This window comes from Shewanella sp. HL-SH2, assembly GCF_051164935.1.
Classification (GTDB): Bacteria; Pseudomonadota; Gammaproteobacteria; order Enterobacterales; family Shewanellaceae; genus Shewanella; species Shewanella glacialimarina.
The window spans coordinates 154,865-173,575 of sequence record NZ_CP195035.1; the positions used below are offsets into that span (position 1 = coordinate 154,865).

General features: G+C 40.4%; 19 protein-coding genes. 7 read left to right on the plus strand and 12 right to left on the minus strand.

The genetic code is table 11. The features are described 5' to 3' along the window. Positions 1–15 precede the first annotated feature (15 nt). The 4 genes from ACRWP9_RS00540 (at position 16) to ACRWP9_RS00555 (ending at position 3,450) form a co-directional block, all read left to right on the plus strand. Entirely contained in the window at positions 16–1,842 is a 1,827-nt protein-coding gene (locus ACRWP9_RS00540) for a penicillin-binding protein activator (protein ID WP_434927403.1), read from the plus strand. Next, a complete protein-coding gene (locus tag ACRWP9_RS00545; RefSeq protein ID WP_434927404.1) occupies positions 1,839–2,165 on the plus strand; it encodes a YraN family protein in 327 nt (108 codons plus the stop codon). Before ACRWP9_RS00540 ends, ACRWP9_RS00545 begins: the two co-directional genes overlap by 4 nt. A gap of 113 nt (positions 2,166–2,278) precedes the next feature. Then, complete coding sequence (locus ACRWP9_RS00550; RefSeq protein ID WP_226412843.1) at positions 2,279–2,872, plus strand: phosphoheptose isomerase; 594 nt, start codon at positions 2,279–2,281, stop codon at positions 2,870–2,872. Then, complete coding sequence (locus ACRWP9_RS00555; RefSeq protein WP_226412841.1) at positions 2,869–3,450, plus strand: BON domain-containing protein; 582 nt, start codon at positions 2,869–2,871, stop codon at positions 3,448–3,450. The genes ACRWP9_RS00550 and ACRWP9_RS00555 overlap by 4 nt, the downstream gene beginning before the upstream one ends. A gap of 71 nt (positions 3,451–3,521) precedes the next feature. Here ACRWP9_RS00555 and trpS read toward each other — a convergent pair whose 3' ends face one another. Genes trpS through rpe form a run of 3 tightly spaced genes read right to left on the minus strand, consistent with a single transcriptional unit; the run spans position 3,522 to position 5,945 of the window. Then, a complete protein-coding gene (gene trpS / locus ACRWP9_RS00560; protein WP_434927405.1) occupies positions 3,522–4,520 on the minus strand; it encodes a tryptophan--tRNA ligase in 999 nt (332 codons plus the stop codon). A 33-nt stretch (positions 4,521–4,553) separates the two neighbouring features. Next, entirely contained in the window at positions 4,554–5,234 is a 681-nt protein-coding gene (locus tag ACRWP9_RS00565) for a phosphoglycolate phosphatase (protein WP_434927406.1), read from the minus strand. Positions 5,235–5,276: 42 nt separating this feature from the next. Then, the gene (gene rpe, locus ACRWP9_RS00570; protein WP_226412835.1) at positions 5,277–5,945 is read right to left on the minus strand and encodes a ribulose-phosphate 3-epimerase; all 669 of its coding nucleotides are present in this window, start codon (positions 5,943–5,945) and stop codon (positions 5,277–5,279) included. 386 nt (positions 5,946–6,331) lie between these two features. On the opposite strand from rpe, the gene ACRWP9_RS00575 reads away from it, so the two are divergent. Together ACRWP9_RS00575 and ACRWP9_RS00580 are read left to right on the plus strand one after the other, a co-directional pair. Next, positions 6,332–6,697, plus strand: coding sequence for a hypothetical protein (locus ACRWP9_RS00575; RefSeq protein WP_434927407.1), 366 nt, complete (start codon positions 6,332–6,334; stop codon positions 6,695–6,697). 2 nt (positions 6,698–6,699) lie between these two features. Continuing rightward, a complete protein-coding gene (locus ACRWP9_RS00580; RefSeq protein WP_434927408.1) occupies positions 6,700–6,879 on the plus strand; it encodes a DUF2970 domain-containing protein in 180 nt (59 codons plus the stop codon). Between the two features lie 10 nt (positions 6,880–6,889). Here ACRWP9_RS00580 and ACRWP9_RS00585 read toward each other — a convergent pair whose 3' ends face one another. The 9 genes from ACRWP9_RS00585 to ACRWP9_RS00625 form a co-directional block, all read right to left on the minus strand. Further along, positions 6,890–7,732 carry a Dam family site-specific DNA-(adenine-N6)-methyltransferase gene (locus ACRWP9_RS00585; protein ID WP_434927409.1) on the minus strand — a complete coding sequence of 281 codons (843 nt, stop codon included), beginning with the start codon at positions 7,730–7,732 and terminating at the stop codon, positions 6,890–6,892. Positions 7,733–7,793: 61 nt separating this feature from the next. Beyond that, a complete protein-coding gene (locus ACRWP9_RS00590; RefSeq protein ID WP_434927410.1) occupies positions 7,794–9,197 on the minus strand; it encodes an AAA family ATPase in 1,404 nt (467 codons plus the stop codon). A 19-nt stretch (positions 9,198–9,216) separates the two neighbouring features. Further along, positions 9,217–10,293, minus strand: a complete 1,077-nt coding sequence (gene aroB / locus ACRWP9_RS00595) for a 3-dehydroquinate synthase (RefSeq protein WP_434927411.1) — start codon at positions 10,291–10,293, stop codon at positions 9,217–9,219. Positions 10,294–10,301: 8 nt separating this feature from the next. After that, positions 10,302–10,817 carry a shikimate kinase AroK gene (aroK, locus tag ACRWP9_RS00600; RefSeq protein WP_188842299.1) on the minus strand — a complete coding sequence of 172 codons (516 nt, stop codon included), beginning with the start codon at positions 10,815–10,817 and terminating at the stop codon, positions 10,302–10,304. A gap of 224 nt (positions 10,818–11,041) precedes the next feature. Next, entirely contained in the window at positions 11,042–13,090 is a 2,049-nt protein-coding gene (locus ACRWP9_RS00605) for a type IV pilus secretin PilQ (protein WP_434927412.1), read from the minus strand. A gap of 22 nt (positions 13,091–13,112) precedes the next feature. Then, positions 13,113–13,631, minus strand: a complete 519-nt coding sequence (locus ACRWP9_RS00610) for a pilus assembly protein PilP (RefSeq protein ID WP_434927413.1) — start codon at positions 13,629–13,631, stop codon at positions 13,113–13,115. Continuing rightward, positions 13,632–14,249 (minus strand): type 4a pilus biogenesis protein PilO, encoded by a 618-nt coding sequence (locus ACRWP9_RS00615; RefSeq protein ID WP_226412818.1) that lies wholly within the window; start codon positions 14,247–14,249, stop codon positions 13,632–13,634. Next, the gene (locus tag ACRWP9_RS00620; RefSeq protein WP_226412816.1) at positions 14,246–14,830 is read right to left on the minus strand and encodes a PilN domain-containing protein; all 585 of its coding nucleotides are present in this window, start codon (positions 14,828–14,830) and stop codon (positions 14,246–14,248) included. The genes ACRWP9_RS00615 and ACRWP9_RS00620 overlap by 4 nt, the downstream gene beginning before the upstream one ends. Further along, positions 14,818–15,897: a pilus assembly protein PilM gene (locus ACRWP9_RS00625; RefSeq protein WP_434927414.1), complete on the minus strand. Its 1,080-nt coding sequence runs from the start codon at positions 15,895–15,897 to the stop codon at positions 14,818–14,820. Before ACRWP9_RS00625 ends, ACRWP9_RS00620 begins: the two co-directional genes overlap by 13 nt. A gap of 187 nt (positions 15,898–16,084) precedes the next feature. Here ACRWP9_RS00625 and ACRWP9_RS00630 point away from each other — a divergent pair, with 187 nt between their 5' ends. Then, positions 16,085–18,634: a penicillin-binding protein 1A gene (locus ACRWP9_RS00630; protein ID WP_434927415.1), complete on the plus strand. Its 2,550-nt coding sequence runs from the start codon at positions 16,085–16,087 to the stop codon at positions 18,632–18,634. Positions 18,635–18,711 lie beyond the last annotated feature (77 nt).

Consider the following 18,711-nt stretch of genomic DNA (forward strand, 5'->3'; position numbering starts at 1 on the left):
CCAGAGTGAAGCCCTGTGTTAAAAAGACTGATTTCAATTAAATTTCTATTGGCACTGACACTACCAGCATTATTGATTGGTTGTTCAGCCACTAAAACCGAAAGTATTGATCAAGTAGTCAATACGTCATTAGTGTCTGTAGAGCAACCAGCAAGTGTTTATTTATCCGAAGCCAGCAAAAGCAGCTTACCTGAAAAACGTGATCGCAACCTGTTATTAGCAGCCCATGCGTATATTAATGATGGTAATTACAGTTCTGCTCGTAGCATTTTGTCATCGATGCTAAAAAATATGGTGAAAGTGTCTACCATTCAGGCTGAGCACATTTACCTAAATGCGCGTATTGATGAAAAGACTCAAAATGCGCAGGCTGCATTAAACACATTACAATATCCACCCCATTGGCAACTGCCCCGTTGGCAAATGGCGACATATCATCAGTATAAAGCCCGCCTTTATAAGGCTATCCAACAACCTATCGATCAAATTAGACAATTAAGTTTGTTAAGTAACTATTTGCCTAAATCTGAATCGACTCAGGTTAATGACGTTATTTGGAAAGTGTTACAGCCCTTACATGAAGAAACCATTAAAAGCTTCATGCGTGAACCGGCAAACCCAATATTTTCAGGCTGGCTACAACTCGCTTATATTGCTAAACACTATGCAGTTGAACCCACTCAGCTGGTTCGTTATTTAGGCGAATGGCAACGCAATAACCCGTATCATCCAGGTGCGGTAAAATTACCGTCTGATTTAGAAAAAGCGCTCAATGCTAAACCTTATCGCCCGCAAAACATTGCGGTGCTATTACCGCTTTCAGGCCCAAGAGCGGCTGTTGCTGAACCTATAAAAATGGGCATTATGGCCAGCTATATGGCCGAATTTGATAGCAATGTCACTCTGCATTTTATTGATAGCCAAATAGGCATCAAAGCAGCTTATCAGCAAGCAACTGATACCGGTGCAGACTTTATTATCGGGCCATTATTGCCTAATGAAGTGGAAGAGTTGCAACGCTTAAACCAAAGTAAAGAGCAACTTATTCCGCAACTGTATTTAAATCAACTAGAGCAGTTTGAGCCACAGTCTAATCAATTTTATTTCTCGTTATCACCCGCGCAAGAAGCCAGTGATGCCGCGCGTAAATTGTACGCTGATGGGGTTAAGATACCTTTACTGCTAACCAGTAATGACGCCATTGGTAAACGTATGGCTGAAAGCTTTAATCAAACCTGGTTATCGTTAACAGAAAATAATGCTGAAATTCATTATTTTGATAGCGGCGACCAAATGAAAGTCACGGTGCAGGAAGCCTTAGGGGTTAAAGACAGTCAGGCAAGAATTACTCGTATGAAAGAGATACTGGGCAGCAAACTTGAAGCTGATTTTCGCTCTCGCCAAGATATAGATGCTATCTATATGGTTGCGGCTTACCAAGATTTATCGTTATTAAAAGCCTTTTTAGACGTTAACTTCAGTGTATTTGCAGAACCTGTTGCACTTTATACTTCGAGTCGCGGCCGCTTAGAAAACGAATCAACCCAGTCGGCACAAGAGTTAAATAAAGTGATGATCAGCGACATACCTTGGTTAATGCAGCCAAGTAACGAAACTCGTATGGTTGAATCTTTATGGTCTACCTGGAATAACAGCCAAAAACGTCTATATGTTATGGGGTATGACGCGCTCGAGTTAGTGAACCGGTTAGCCCAAATGCGTGCATTTCCAGGATACCAATTTAATGGCCGAAGCGGTGCATTGTCGCTAAAACCTAATGGGTTAATTGATCGTCAATTAACCTGGGGAAAATACGAAAAAGGTAAACTCACGCCACTATGACATCAGGCGAACTCGCTGAACAACAGGCTAGAGAATATTTACAGCAACAAGGATTAACCTTTGTTACCGCAAATGTGCGCTACAAGTTCGGCGAAATTGACCTCATTATGAAGCAGCAACAGACTTTAGTGTTTGTTGAGGTGAAATATCGCCAATCGCAAGCCTTTGGCGGCGCGATAAATGCACTGAGCGCTAAGCAAATTAATCGCATTCGCCTCAGTGCCAACGCTTATTTGCAACAGCAAGGTATTAATCCACCTTGCCGATTTGATGTTATTGCCATAAATAACACACAAATAAGTTGGATTAAGGGATGTTTTTAAGCATCAATAGTTACCACAGCATTGATTTATGGCATTATATCGACACAGACTTGGCGACAATACACCCCGGTAGTTAGCCGCCAGTAAAAATTCTATATCGTAAGGATTGTTGCATGTTAGAACGTATTAAAGACAGTTTCACAGAATCGATTCAAACTAAAATTGATGCGGCGGAAGCCTTACCTGAATCAATTGAAAAAGCTGCTGAAATGATGGTGCAATGTTTACTCGGCGGTAATAAAATTCTTTCATGTGGTAATGGCGGCAGTGCCGGTGATGCACAGCATTTTTCGGCTGAGCTACTTAACCGTTATGAAATTGAGCGCCCACCTTTACCGGCTATTGCATTAAGCTGCGACACATCAACTATTACAGCCATTGCTAATGACTACAGTTACGATGAAATTTTCTCTAAGCAGATTTTAGCCTTAGGCCAGCCTGGTGATATTTTATTGGCTATTTCTACCAGTGGTAACTCTGGCAATATTATAAAAGCTATGGAAGCTGCTTTAAGCCGTGACATGACTATTGTCGCAATGACAGGTAAAGATGGCGGCGCTATGGCAGGCTTGATGAGTGCTGGCGATGTTGAAATTCGTGTGCCATCAAATGTTACTGCGCGTATTCAAGAGGTACATTTATTAGTCATTCACTGCTTATGTGACAATATTGACCGTACGTTGTTCCCTCAGGATGAACAAGCATGATAAAGCTTGTTGCCATCATCTCGGTTATAGCCTTGCTGCAAGGATGTGCTGGGGCAGTTATGGTTGGCGCTGTTGGTGGCGCCAAGATGGCTAATGATGAGCGCAGTATGTCTACTCAAATCAGTGATACCAATGCTGGCTTTGATATTACTGGCGCCCTTTCAAAATACGAAGACTTAAATAATCAAACCAATATAACTGGCGTGGTGATGAACGGTAACGTATTAATGTATGGGCAAGCGCCTAACTCTATGTTGCGCGATAAAGCAATTAAAGCAGTACAAGAGTTAAATATTGGCGGTAAAATTCATAATCAAATACGTATTGGTAATCCCACTTCTTTTACCACCCGTAGCAATGACACTTGGGTAACCACTAAAGTAAAAGGCCGTATGTTGAATGAGAAATCATTAGATGTGACGCGCATTAAAGTGATTACTGAAAATGGCGAGGTATTTTTACTCGGTTTGATTGAACGTAGCCAAGCTGATCTGGCCGTTGACGTAGCCCGCAATACCGCCGGAGTTCGTAAAGTCGTTAAAGTGTTCGAATATGTCGAGCCCAAAGAAGAAGATTAGTCGAACTTTAAAACCTAATTGTATAAATCAAAAAAGCACCTAAAAAGGTGCTTTTTTATGCATAAGAAACCCTATACAATCATGCCGATTTTCTTATACACCAAGTCTATAGTCGCTTGGGCGCGTGCTTTGGCTTTTTCAGCCCCTTGCTTCATCACCTGCTCAAGGTAAGCTTCATCGGCACGATACTGCTTAAAACGTTCCTGTAACGGCTCAAGCATAGCAACAACTGCTTCACCTGCTTCAACTTTTAAATGGCCGTACATTTTGCCTTCGAACTCAGCTTCTAAAGTCGCAATAGACTTACCCGTTACACCTGACATCAGGCTCAATAGGTTCGATACACCGGGTTTATTTTCAACATCAAAACGCACCACTGGTGGCTCGTCGCTGTCTGTCATGGCTTTTTTAACTTTCTTCAGAATTGCCTTTGGCTCTTCTAGCAGACCAATCACATTATTGCGGTTATCATCAGACTTAGACATTTTCTTCAGCGGCTCTTGTAATGACATTACCTTAGCGCCGTGTTCTGGAATATATGCCTGAGGCACGGTAAAAGTATCGCCATAGGCATTATTGAAGCGAGTGGCAATATCACGCGTCAGTTCAAGATGCTGCATTTGATCTTGCCCTACAGGCACTGATTGCGCTTGATACAATAAAATATCTGCCGCCATCAATACAGGGTAACCAAATAAACCGACATTAATATTGTTAGCATGCTTTTGTGACTTGTCTTTAAACTGGGTCATGCGATTTAGCTCACCCATTTGGGTGTAACAGTTCAACGCCCAACTTAACTGAGTATGCTGCGGCACATGTGACTGGACAAACACGGTACTTTTATCAGGGTCAACACCACAGGCTAGATACAGCGCTAATGTATCTAAGCACGCATCACGTAATTTTTCAGGGTCTTGACGAACAGTAATTGCATGCAAGTCAACGACACAATAAATACAATCATGTGTGTCTTGCATTGCCACCCACTGGCGTAGCGCGCCCATATAATTACCTATGGTGAGCTCGCCTGATGGCTGTGCTCCGCTGAAAACTATGGGTTTAGTCATGGGTTTTGTTGCTCCAATTACTGTATTATAAAATTATTTAGAAAGTAAAAACTGACCGATTTGGCTAAAGTCATCACACACTTCATTCGGTTCGCTTAAACGAATATGTTCACCATAGTTATAACCATAAGTTAACCCTATGACTGTAACATTGGCCGATTTAGCTGCTAAGATATCATTCTTAGAGTCGCCTATCATCAACAACTGTTGTGGTTCAATTTGCCATTGCTGCAAAAGGTGATTAAGGGGTAATGGATCAGGCTTCATTTTTGCCAATGAATCCCCTCCTAACACATGATCAAAAAAATCACGTAAACCAAACGCTTCTAATAGGGGAATAGTGAAACGATAGGGTTTGTTCGTCACCACAGCTAAACGATAGCCAGCCTGTTTTAAAGCCATTAGCGTCGACAATACATTAGGATATAATCGGCTATATTTCTCCAGAAACACACCATAGTGATGCATAAACTTAGGCATAGTGTCTATTAATAGCGATTCATCAACCTCTTTAGCCAGTGCAAAGCTGAGCGCTCGGTGCATAAGCATTTTAGCGCCATTGCCTACCCAGCCCCTAACTTGATCTTCGCTTGCTTGTGGCAAAGCCAATTCAAGTAATGTTGCATTGGTTGCGGCCGCCAAATCTGGCACACTGTCAATTAAGGTGCCATCCAAATCAAAGGCTATGGCACGTATTTGATCAAAATTTGTCATGGTTAGGCTACTATTTACTGCTAATAAAGTTGACGTTATAGACTATACTTTTGCTAACTCGCTGCGCATTTCATCGATGACCGTTTTATAATCAGGTTGACTAAAAATAGCCGACCCCGCTACAAACATATCTGCACCTGCTGCCGCGATTTCAGCAATGTTATCAACCTTAACACCGCCATCTACTTGTAAACGAATATCAAAACCACTGGCATCAATACGTTGGCGTACTTGGCGTAATTTATCTAATGTTGACGGAATGAATGACTGACCACCAAAACCTGGGTTAACCGACATCAATAAAATAACATCCAGTTTATCCATTACATGGTCTAAGTAATGCAATGGTGTGCCAGGATTAAACACTAAACCTGCTTTACATCCTGATTCTTTAATCAACTGTAAGGTACGATCAACATGCTCAGACGCTTCTGGATGGAAGGTAATAATTGATGCACCTGCTTTAGCAAAGTCAGGTACTATTCTATCTACAGGTTTAACCATTAAATGAACATCAATATCCGCAGTGATCCCATATTGACGTAATGCCGTACAAACCATAGGGCCTATAGTAAGATTAGGGACATAATGATTGTCCATTACATCAAAATGCACCACATCTGCACCCGCATCGAGTACAGCTTTAACATCGTCACCCAAACGGGCAAAGTCAGCAGATAAGATTGATGGAGCAATTAAATAAGGTTGCATCTTGGTCTCGCAGCAAAATAAATGAAGTAATAGTTTACCCTTTGAGGCGAAAAGCCTCTAGTTAAACGACAAAAAAAAGCCCTAGGTATGCAACAAGTTTGATTTTTAAAATAAATATGCTGTAAATGTTCATAAACTATACGGATTTGGTATAATGAATAAGATTTTGGCAGTATTTCAGGTACAGCTAGATGGTACCAATGCACTAGTATGATTAACTAGCTATCAATTCCATAGAAGCTAAATGCAAATCAAGCAAACTAACATATTGTTAATTAAGTATTAAATTTTTTAGAAAACAAATTATATTAAGTTCAAGTTTGTTGGAAGTGAAAACGAACAATGCCAGCAATATACTGGCGTTAATTAATGGAAAGGATCCCCTTATGGAATTACGTCCACATCGTTTATTTTCGTACCTTAGCACTAAGTCAGTAAAATCGATCGCTGCTATGGTGACGACTTCAACCTTGGTCGTGCTAATTAGTTTTGCATTTTCATCGACAGCCAAACAAAATATTGATCAGGCATGCGCCTGTGATACGGATGTAAATTATAATGCGAGTTTACCCTCTAGCCACCCAGTCAACCGCTGTGCCACCAAAGAACATGATGTAAGTTGGAAAAATTGGATCTCTGGCAATAGTCGTTCAAGTCAATTTCATTTTATCGACTTAATTGAATTATTATATGGTCATAAAGATAAACCACTTGCAGATATACCTGCATCAAATAAGCCAGAGCAGATTTAACAATGTCTTTTTGGCGAGTATTTAGCAGCACGATTGCCGCATTTTTTGGGGTACAAACCGATAGTAATCGTCAGCGAGATTTTAAAACAACTTCACCTGTGCCTTTTATTCTAATGGGCATTGCTCTAGCTGTAGTGATGGTTTTAACGTTAATTTTTATTGTGCAACAAGTCCTTAGCTAATCTCTCAAGCCTAGTTTTCTTCATCGTCACAATAGTGATGGTCATATAGCGCCATAATTTCATCTACTTTAATTCGCGAAGCACCTTTCTGGCTAATATTTCTTTGCACAGATATTGTGGCAAGCTTTGCACCACGATAAAGCTCTCTGGTCAGCGCAATGTCATGATTACTGATCAGCACTGGAATATTGCGCTTATGGGCTGTATGACGTGAATGTCTGGCAAGTAATGCCTGATCATCTAAACTAAAGCCTGGACCTGCGTAGGTAGTAAAACTTGCGGTGGTCGATAATGGAGCATAAGGTGGATCACAATAAATAACATCGCCTTCTTTTGCTAAAGCGAATGCACCTTCATAACCAATACATTTAAATGTGGCATTTTTGGCTTTAGCTGAAAAATGGCGAATTTCGGCTTCAGGGAAATAGGGTTTCTTGTATGAACCAAAAGGTACGTTAAAGCCACCTTTGCGGTTATATCGACACAAGCCATTGAACCCAAAACGATTTAAGTATAAAAAATATACCGAGCGGGTAAAAGGATCACGGCTCAAATTAAAATCGGTACGTATCTGATAATAAGCTTCTTTGTTATTCATTTCAGCAACAAATAATGCTTTGGTCGCCTTGATATAAGCATCTGGCTTTTGCTTTACTATTTCATAAAGATTAATCAAATCTTGATTAATATCGCATAACAAGTAGTCGTCATAGTGGGTATTTAAAAACACTGAGCCAGCACCAACGAAAGGCTCAACTAGTCGCTGACCTTTTGGTAGATGTTTCGACAATTCATCGACGAGTTTAAATTTTCCACCCGCCCATTTTAGAAAGGCTCTATGCTTTTTTGTCATAAAGTAAGTTACTTGCTGCCAAAATTAAAGCTGGAGATTGTACTCTGTTTACACTTATTTATCATCGACTTTCCAGTTCCATTCTATATTCGCTTAAATCGGTCCACTTTCTCACCCAAGGAGCACTTATGCCATGCTCAGCTTGTAACCGCTTAGCCTGTTGTTGAGCCTCCTGTGGAGAAAAATACTGACCAAACAACAACACATAACGCTGCTTATGTTTAGCGATATAAACAGACTCTTTATTACCGATTTTAGTTATTATCGATTCTAATGATTTCTTATCTATTACACTGGCCAACTGAAGCGTATAGCCCTTATTAAGTAGATCATTGTTATCATTTATCTTTGTGAGCACTGGCTTGCGAACATCTTTCACAATACTTGGCATATCCGAACTAGCGGCTTTCGGTTCAGCTGCAGAGCTTTCAGCATCAGCGATAGACTCGTTGTTATTAAGCGCTGTCGAGCCTATTACAAGCTCAGTCCCCCTACTGTGACTCACCTTTTCTATCCCCGTGAGTTTAATGCTCTGTATCGCAAAAGGGGAATGAGTTTGATTATTTTTTGTCGCTGGCTTAATAGATGATATCAATGTCTTACCATAGAATACGATAAAGGATTCAGCGCTGTCTCGTTGTTGCTGCTGAAGTGCGGTCAATTGCTTCTGTGGCAGGGTTAATTCTACTCGATTAAACCTTGGCTCATTTTTAACAAAGTAGCCCATTATTACCAATACAGTCACAAGCATTAACAACGAGGCTAATTTGATTTTCATCCCCCAAGCAGGGCTATTTTGTTTCGGCTCGGTTATCGCTAATTTTAATAATTCAACGACTTCAAAGGGTGTTCCAGCTTGATTCTCCAGCTGACGATGAATAATATCTCTCGCGATAAAAGAGGTACTACCGGATCTCATTAGTAAGCTTTGATATAAACCATCCCGCTCTGCTATCGGCAATGGCTCAATGGTAATAGGCAATAATAACTGACGCATGTCATTGGATAGCTCAGCCATTAATTTTGAAAGATAAGAGGAATCCATTGCCATAGTCACTGAAACATTTGAGCCGCCACATTGAATTTTTGATAGCAGAATGCATTCTGCCCATAAGGTTTTTGGCAATAAATGGGCATCATCAATAATGATATGTAAGGGTTTAGTCAACGTTGATTGAATACGCATAATGGTATCCATCAGGGGGATTTCATCGTCGAAAATAGGCGAAGAAATTAATTGAACCAGAATTTTACGTCGGATCTCTGCTGAAGCAGCATGCTGAGGGCAAAGGACAAGCGCCGAATTATAATCATCAAGTTCACTGGCTAGTGCTGCACTTAAGGTAGATTTACCCGATCCTTTTTGGCCACATAATAACAGTAACTGTCCACTATAGCTGGCGGTATGCTGAAGTCGCTCAACGAGCTCTTCTTGGGTTGGCAGTAATAATAATGCTGAAGTCAAAAAATCCACCACACGTCAATTATGCGCGGTTGATCACCCGCTCAAGTAAGTCTTCACTAACATCACTGAAAACGTCTGCCTGACCTAAAGCAGTTGGCAAAATTAATCGAATCTTACCAGCTAATACTTTCTTGTCACGGCGCATATGCTTAATAAAACTATCAAAATCCATCGACTTAGGAGCATTAACGGGTAGGTCAAATGCAACAAATAAATTTCTAATACGACAAACTATTGACTCATCTATCAAATCAAGTTCTTGCGCAGTCAATGCAGCAAGAATTGTGCCTGCTGCGACAGCGTCACCATGCAGCCAAGTACCATAGCCCATTTCAGCTTCTATAGCATGACCGAAGGTATGACCAAGATTAAGTAACGCCCTGACTCCGCGTTCCGTTTCGTCTTGTGTGACGACATCAGCTTTAATCTGGCAGCATTTGGCTATGGTATATTCCAACGCCTGTGTATCTAACGCTTTTAACGCGGCGACATTTTGCTCTAACCAAGAAAAAAACTCTCCATCCCAAATAATGCCATATTTGATGACTTCTGCCATACCAGCAGAAAATTCATTAGCAGGAAGGGTTTTTAAGCAATTGGTATCAATGATAACGCTTTTAGGTTGATAAAATGCGCCTATCATATTCTTGCCAAGGGGGTGATTTACAGCCGTTTTGCCGCCAACAGAAGAATCAACTTGAGACAATAATGTCGTCGGCACTTGAACAAAATCAATTCCACGCTGATAACATGCAGCCGCAAAACCGGTCATATCGCCGATAACCCCACCACCCAAAGCAACGAGAACTGAATCACGAGCAAAATTACCCTCTAGCAAAGCTGAAAAAATAAGATCCAGATGCTCGAGATTTTTGAATTGCTCGCCATCAGGCAGAATAATTTTTTCAACTGACGCACAAGACACCATTGCCTGTTCCAATGTAGATAAGTACAAAGGGGCAATAGTGTCATTGCTAACGATGAGTATATTCTTGTTTGCAAGGTAACGGCTAAAAAGCGCGCTATCATGCATCAAATTCTGGCCTATATAAATAGGATAACTTCTATCACCTAAATCGACCTGAATTTGTTGCATTGCTTTACCTAAAAACCGAGTTGCTCAATTATTTGATTTGCGACAATTTTCGCACTTTGTTCGTCTGTCTTTACGATGACATCGGCAATCTCTTCGTACAAAGGATTACGCGATTCTGCTAAGTTCTCAAGAACTTCGCGTGGGTCATCAACTTGCAGTAATGGACGACGTTTATCACGTTGCGTACGAGCAACTTGTTTATCGATAGTCGTCTCTAAATACACCACAATTCCGCGAGCAGAAAGATAATTGCGAATATCTTTACTCTGAACTGAGCCACCACCAGTTGCTAACACAATACCTTGCCTCTCTGAAAGATCGGCAATAACTTGTGCTTCACGACGACGGAAACCTTCTTCACCTTCAACATCGAACACCCAAGCGATATCAGCGCCTGTACGTTGTTCAATCTCGTGGTCAGAATCGTGGAATTCTAAATGCAGCATTTGAGCCAAATGACGGCCAATTGTGCTTTTACCTGCGCCCATAGGGCCTACTAGAAAAATATTACGTTTTTCAGCCATTTCGTATACGTCTGAATCTTATATAAAAGAATGCCTGATCGACTAAAGATACAGCCGACCGCTTAAAATATTACCTTGCTCTACTGAGACTTGACGGAGGATTATCTCAGCTTAAGGCTACTGCTGGCAAGTGATGGTGGCAATTATATTCAATAAAAGTCCATAATGTAGCCAAAAGCAAAGGCCAGCTAAGAGTTAGCTGGCCTTTATCATTTTATTGTATGTTATAACTTTTCAGAAATAATCTTAGGGGTCACGAAAATCAATAGCTCTTGGCGTTCGTTTTTATCAGATGTGTTTCTGAATAAGAAGCCAACTAAAGGTATATCGCCTAGAACTGGCACCTTGCTCACTCGGCTAATTAAGTTCTGTTGGTAAATACCACCCAATACAATCGTCTCACCGTTATCCACAAGTACTTGGGTACCAATGCGCTGCGTATCGATAGACACAGCCTCACCTGTAGGGGTTTGCACCGTTTTACCCTGTGAATCTTGGGTGATTTCTAGATCTAAAATCACACGGTTATCGGGGGTAATTTGTGGGGTAACACGTAACGACAACACCGCTTTCTTAAAGGTAACCGATGTTGCACCACTTGACGCTGACTCCACATAAGGAATCTCAACACCTTGCTCAATATAAGCAGCCTTTTGATTTGAGGTTGTAATACGTGGGCTTGCAATAATTTCGCCTTTGTTTTCTTGCTCTAACGCACTTAACTCTAGGTCAAGCACGGTACCATCAGCTAACTTTGCCACATGGAAAGCAATACTTGTTGGGTTCGAAATCGCCGCAGGCAAGTTAACGTTTAAGCGATCATCTAAGCTTGGAACAAGCCCGCCAGCTATGCTTCCCGCACCTTCAAGTGAACCTGAAGAGCCTTTAGTACCCTGCTGATCTGTGATGCCCCAGCGAATACCTAAGTCTTCAGAAACATCATCTTTAACAGTAACCATACGTGCTTCGATTAGCACTTGTTTTATAGGGATATCGAGCACTTCTATTAAACGATGAATACTTTCTAAAATCTCTGCAGTATCTTTCACCAATAAAGTGTTAGTACGTTCATCAACTGCTACACTGCCACGGGTCGATAATAAGCTGGAGTCTGTACCTTTTAATAGCTCAGCAATATCGACCGCTTTAGCATAATTAATCTGTAAGTACTCAGAGTATAATGGTGCTAACTCTTTTACTTCCTGCTTATTCTTAAGGTCGTTACTTTCACGGATAGCCAATTCTTCACTCGGCGCAACCATCAAAATATTACCTTCAATACGTTTATCAAGTCCTTTGGTTTGCAAAATTAAGTCTAATGCCTGATCCCAAGGTACATCATCTAAACGTAGGGTAATATTTCCTTCGACGGTATCACTCGTGACTAGGTTGAAATTATTATAATCAGCAATAATTTGCAGAACAGTTCTGACTGAAATATTTTGGAAATTTAATGATAAAGAGCGGCCATTATATTTCTTAGCCTCTTTAGCAACAGATACTCTTTCTATTTTATCGATACTAACAGTAAATACATTACCATCTTGCTTGTAATTGTATTCATAGTTGCCACCTACATCGACTAACACTCGTGAGGTTAAGTCTTCTTTAAATGTTTCAAAACTACTGACTGGAGTTGCAAAGTCCTGAACATCCATGACATACAATAAGTCATCACCGATATTAGTGTTATATAATTTAATTTCGAGCTTGGCACCAACCTGCTCGACATTGGCAGCCACAGAGCGATTGCTGAGATTAAATAATAATTCTCCGCCACCTTTTGCATTTCTTCTAAAATCAATACTTTGTATCGAATTCACAAATGGATTATCAGCACTAGAAGGCCCTGATACCGCATCGTTAATCGTTAATCGATAAGTATTACCCTCAATTTTACCCTGATAAGGCTTAACACTTTTGAGCGCAACAATAACTGAAAGATCACTGGCTTGTTGCTGTGCTGTTAGATATTTCACACCCACACTATCGATCGGTAACTTATCTTTCGCTAAGCTAGAGATGGTGTCATCAAAGTTTAAAATAATTTCGGCCGGATTCGCTGAAAGGTCCACTGTAGGGGAAGTGATTTCAGACTCGAATACCAGCTCTAATTCTAATTGATGATCGACAATTGAATGATATTTCACATCCAATAGGCGATTAGCCGCAAAAGCACTCGGCAAGGCAAAAATTAATAGCACTGACCCTAGAAGGGTTTTTATTATTGATGAATTCGTCATTGATTTTCTCATCGCGGCAGAAGATTTCATTATTCTCTCATCCTTCGCATGGTTATTTGCCAGATAATTCTAAGTTGCTAGGACGTTCAGCCCAACAACCTGAACCATCAGGAATTAATTCTATAATTTCGATATATTGGGGCGTTACATTTGAAATGCGACCATGATAAAGCCCTAAATACTCGCCCACACCCATACGATAAACATTAGCATCGGCTGATTCGATTAATGCCCAAATACTATCGTCTTCACTTAACGTACCACGCATTCTTAAATTATCTAGCGCGTAGGTTTCCAATCTGCCTTTACGTCTTGCCAAGTCGGGTTGTAAACAGTCTTTTGAGGTATCAATAACCTCTTCGGTTAACTCTCTTGAAGGCGGCACAAAAGGGCTGCGCATTAATTCAGCTTGATATGAAAAATGCTCAAACTTTGGTGTTTCTGTTAGTGGTGGAATACGGGCAACATGCTGTGCTTTAGTGGTCGTAACAAACAACTCTAAATCACTGCGGTCACCAATACAGCCTGTCAATAACAAGCTAACACCAATAAAAACGGGTAAGAGTTTCATTTAATTCTTCCCCTTAGCAATTTCTTTAGGTAACTCTGCACCTTCTTTAAAGCGATAGGTTTTAGCTAAAATAGCCATAGACAAACCACCGCCCTCTTTGTAGGTAATAGTAAAATCATGCAAACTAACAATACGTGGGAGCTTTGCAACACCACTAACCATATTGCCTATTTCATGATAATCACCCTCAACATTTAACCTAATAGGAAATTCGATATAGAAATCACGTTCAATTTCATTATCCCAGTCTAAACTGTTTATTCTTAAACCCGCATCGGTTGCTGCAAAAGTTATATCATCAAGTAATCCTGGCATTTCATTTTCAGAAGGCAGCATTTTTAATAACTCGGCAAATTGCATTTCCATGATAACAAGTTGTTCGCGGTATAACTTTAGATTAGCAGCTAATCGATATTTAGTTTCAAAATCAGCTTTTAATTCGATTTCTTTATTTTGTTCTGACTCCATTACTGAAATGGTATCGGCAATAAACAGATAATAACTGGCACCAATAACGCATATAGATAAGAACGCTGCAAAAACGAGCTTGACTAACTTAGGCCAGCCACCAATATTTTCAAAATCAATATCATTAAATTGGTCTAAATCTAAATTCATTTTTTCGCTCCTTGTTGCATATCAAGGGCTTGATTACCGAACTGATTAGTAATAGACACTTTTAGCTTGAACCGCTGCAATTGGCGTAATTCTTCATTTTGAGAAATAATAGACTGCATGCTTGGATCAGATAAATACTCAGAAGTTGTCACTTTCCTCATCATATTTGCAACGTTATTATTTGACTCGCTGCGACCTTCAATCCAAAGGGTGCTGCCTTTTTTCTCAATACTCGATAAATAAATGCCTGGTGGAACGATCCTAACCAACTCATCTAATACATGAGTGGGTAAGTTACGAGATTGCTGAAGTGCTAAAATAATTTCAGTTCGACGTTCAATATCTTTTTTACGTTTGGTTATTTCGCTAATTTCTGCAATCTGAGTATCTAATAAAGAAATTTCAGACATTAAATAACTATTACGCTGACGTTGATCATCGGTCACTAATTCAATGTAACTAATAAACAAATAGACTAATAAAGATGTCACTAGAAAGACTAGTGCAAGGATACCAATAAAGTCACGCTTTTGTTTTTCCCGTGCTTCTTCTCGCCACGGGAGTAAATTTATGTTCGCCATTGAGCGTAACTCCTCAGCGCCAAGCCACTTGCTACCATGAACTTATTAATTGATGGCTGTAATTGGGATTTAATTGCTTCATCGGCATACAAACAGCCTTGAAAGGGATCCGCGACAATGGCATAAACGCCAAGTTCATTAGTTAATACGGTTGCCATACCTTCTAATCTACCGGTTCCGCCACATAACACCACGTAATCCACTTTGTCACGGCCACTGGCTGTGCAGTAAATCTGTAAAGTACGCTTTATTTGTTGCAGCAGTTGAGTTTGAAATGGGGATAACACTTCAAACATATAGTTTCTAGGTAAGTTACCACTCACTTTAGCTAATTCAGCTTCGGCATGGGACATACCATAAAATGATAAAATAGACTGAGTAAATAACTCCCCACCAAATGCTTGCTCACGAATAAAAGTCGTTTCACCGCGTTCGACAACGGCAAATGTAGTGATATTAGCACCGACATCTACCATCGCAATGGTTTTGTCTTTAGCGCCTTCTGGAAGTTGTGCGTAAATCAACTCAGCTGAGCGACCTAACGCATACCCTTCAACATCAACCACTTTCACATCTAATTCGACAGCATCTAAAGCATCAACACGTGAGTCAATATTTTCTGTACGACAAGCACTGAGTAAAACATCCACCTTTGTCGGGTCGGTGCTGTTTTGACTCAGTGTTTCGAAATCTATACTGACTTCATCGAGTGAATAGGGGATCAAGTTATCTGCTTCGATTTCAATTTGCGCTTCCATTTCTTCTTCATTCAATGAAGCATCCATGTAAATCACTTTGGTCATAACCGCGGACCCAGAAACAGCAACAGAAGCGAACTTCACCCCTTTGGGCAAAGAACGTTTCACTTGTCTTAACGATTCTAATACGGCTTCAGAATCGCGAATATCATGATCGGCAACGGCACCTTTTTTAATTGGCACAGTTGCATAATTTTGAATTTTATATCCATCAGCAGTCTTACTAAGCAATATGGCTTTTACTTCATGGGAGCCAATATCGACCCCCACCATTTGCGGAGCTTGACGCTTCCATAATTTAGAAAGCATATTCCGTCATCACAATTCTTTTATTGTTTTAAAATATAGTAGCACAAAATCATCTCGTTACACTTATTTGTACAAAATGTTTCTATATTGTACAAACACTATTTTTTTGTTTATACGTTTTTACTTCACCAAAATGGTTGCGGCTTATATACTATCGCCCTATTTAAGTTTTTTTTGGAATACATGCGTGAAGTGGTTTAAACGATTAATAATTGCTTTTTTTAGTCTTTCTTTACTTGGTGTAGGTGCTATTGCTGCAGCATATTTTTATGTTTTACCTGACTTACCTGATGTTAACTCACTAAAAACAGTTCAATTACAAACACCACTGCGTATATATAGTAGTGACGGCAAACTCATTTCTCAATTTGGTGAGAAACGTCGAGTACCTGTTGAGTTTGAAGACGTGCCACAACAGCTTATCAATGCTGTACTTGATACCGAAGATGCGAGATTTTTTGAACATAAAGGTATTGATCCAATCGGTATTATTCGTGCTGCAACAATTTTAATTACGACAGGCAAAAAAAGCCAAGGTGCGAGTACTATAACCCAGCAAGTTGCTCGAGGCTTTTTCTTATCAAACGAAAAAACATATATTCGTAAAGTAAAAGAAATTTTTCTCGCGTTAAAAATTGAAAAAGCCCTCACTAAACATGAAATTTTAACCTTATATTTAAATCGCTCATTTTTAGGAAACCGCGCATACGGTGTTGGGGCAGCGGCGCAAGTTTATTATGGTAAGAACTTAAATGAGTTGTCATTACCAGAAATGGCAATGATTGCGGGCTTGCCTCAAGCACCATCAGCGGCCAACCCAATACGTAACCCCGCTAGAGCTCAAGCACGTCGTAACTGGGTATTAAGCAGAATGTTAGAGAAAAACAACATTACTGAGGCAGAATATCAAGAAGCGATTGACGCCCCGCTTACGGCACGATATCACGGTTCAGAAATTGACTTATATGCCCCATATATTTCTGAAATGGCCCGCGATTACATGATCCAGAAATACGGTGAAGAAGCGGCTTATACCAATGGCTATAATGTTTACACCACTATTTCATCTGATTTACAGTTAATGGCTCAGGATGCATTACGAGATAACGTATTCGCATACGATCAACGTCATGGGTATCGCGGTCCAATTTCGCAACTCTGGACAGGAACGCCACTTGGTCGTACTGAGATTATTGAACAGTTAGCCCAAACGCCACCAATGCAAGGTATTTTACCTGCAGCAGTAATGTCTGTTACAGATCAACAAGCAAAAATGATGCTTGCTGATGGTTCTGAAATAACCATTGAATGGTCAGGATTAAAATGGGCACGTAAATTTATCACTGATAAACGTCAAGGTTTACCGCCTAAGCTTGCTACTGATATTTTATCGCAGGGACAGCAAGTCTATGTGCGTAATAACGGCAGCTTTTGGCAATTATCGCAAATTCCTGAGGTTGCCAGTGCCACGGTAAGTTTAGACCCATTTGATGGGGCTATTCGCACACTGGTTGGTGGATTTAGTTTTAGCAAAAGCCAGTTTAACCGAGTGACCCAAGCTAAGCGTCAACTCGGCTCAAATATTAAACCATTTATTTATGCTTCGGCCCTTGAGAAAGACTGGACTCTTGCGACCTTAATTAATAATGCGCCTATTAATAAGCCTGATACTCGCCAAGGCACTGCATGGCGTCCTAAAAATTCGCCAGATATCTATGGCGGGCCAACTCGACTAAGAGTAGGTTTAGCTCAATCGATTAACGTTATGGCTGTACGCGCGCTTCGTCATGTAGGTTTACAAGATGCCACTGATGAACTGGTAAAATTTGGCTTTGATGCTAAAGATTTACCCCGTAATGAATCTTTGGCTTTAGGCTCACCTTCGGTGACACCTTTACAGGTAGCCACTGCGTTTAACGTGTTCGCCAATGGCGGTTATTTAGTTGAACCTTACTTTATCGACCACGTAACAGATTCATACGATAATGTCATTGAGCAAGCATCTCCTACTCTGGCTTGTTCATCCGGTTTAAATGAGCAAACGATTAGTGAGCCATCTGACGATGAGGCTAGCAGCGATTTTTTTGCTGTAATGAATCAAGATTTATCAGCCGCTAATTCAGATACTGAATTAGTCTGTAATCGTCAAAATGGCCGCTATGCTAAGCAAGTTATTTCAGAGCAAACTGCCTTTTTGATCACCGAATCGCTTAAAAGTGTTATATGGGGTGGCGGAGATTGGAGTAAAGGTACTGGTTGGAATGGTACTGCGTGGCGTGCATCTAAGTTACTTAAACGCCATGACATTGCAGGTAAAACGGGAACAACCAACGAATCTCGTGACACTTGGTTTAGTGGATTTAACCCTACGTTAACTTCGACATTTTGGGTAGGATTTGATGACCACGGCCGTCAACTAGGGCGTGCCAGTTGGATGGCTAGCGGTGCTCCTGATCAAATATCAGGCGGAGAAGCCGGCGCAAAAACCGCTGGCCCTGGCTGGAATGACTTTATGAATAAAGCATTAAAAGGCACAACCGAAGTATCGGCTGAACCACCAAAAGGCATTGTCTCTGTTCGTATTGATTTAGAAACAGGTAAGCTCACAAGAAAGACTGATCACACAACCGCATTTGAATATTTTGTTGCTGGCACTGAGCCCAAAGAATATGCGATAGAAACTCAAAGCTCTGGTGAGACATTTATTGATAGCGTTGCGGAAGATTTATTCCAATAGCTAATTATGAAAATGATAAAGCCGTATTCAGTTAAAACTTAATACGGCTTTTTTATGTTCGTTTGAATATGAGAATC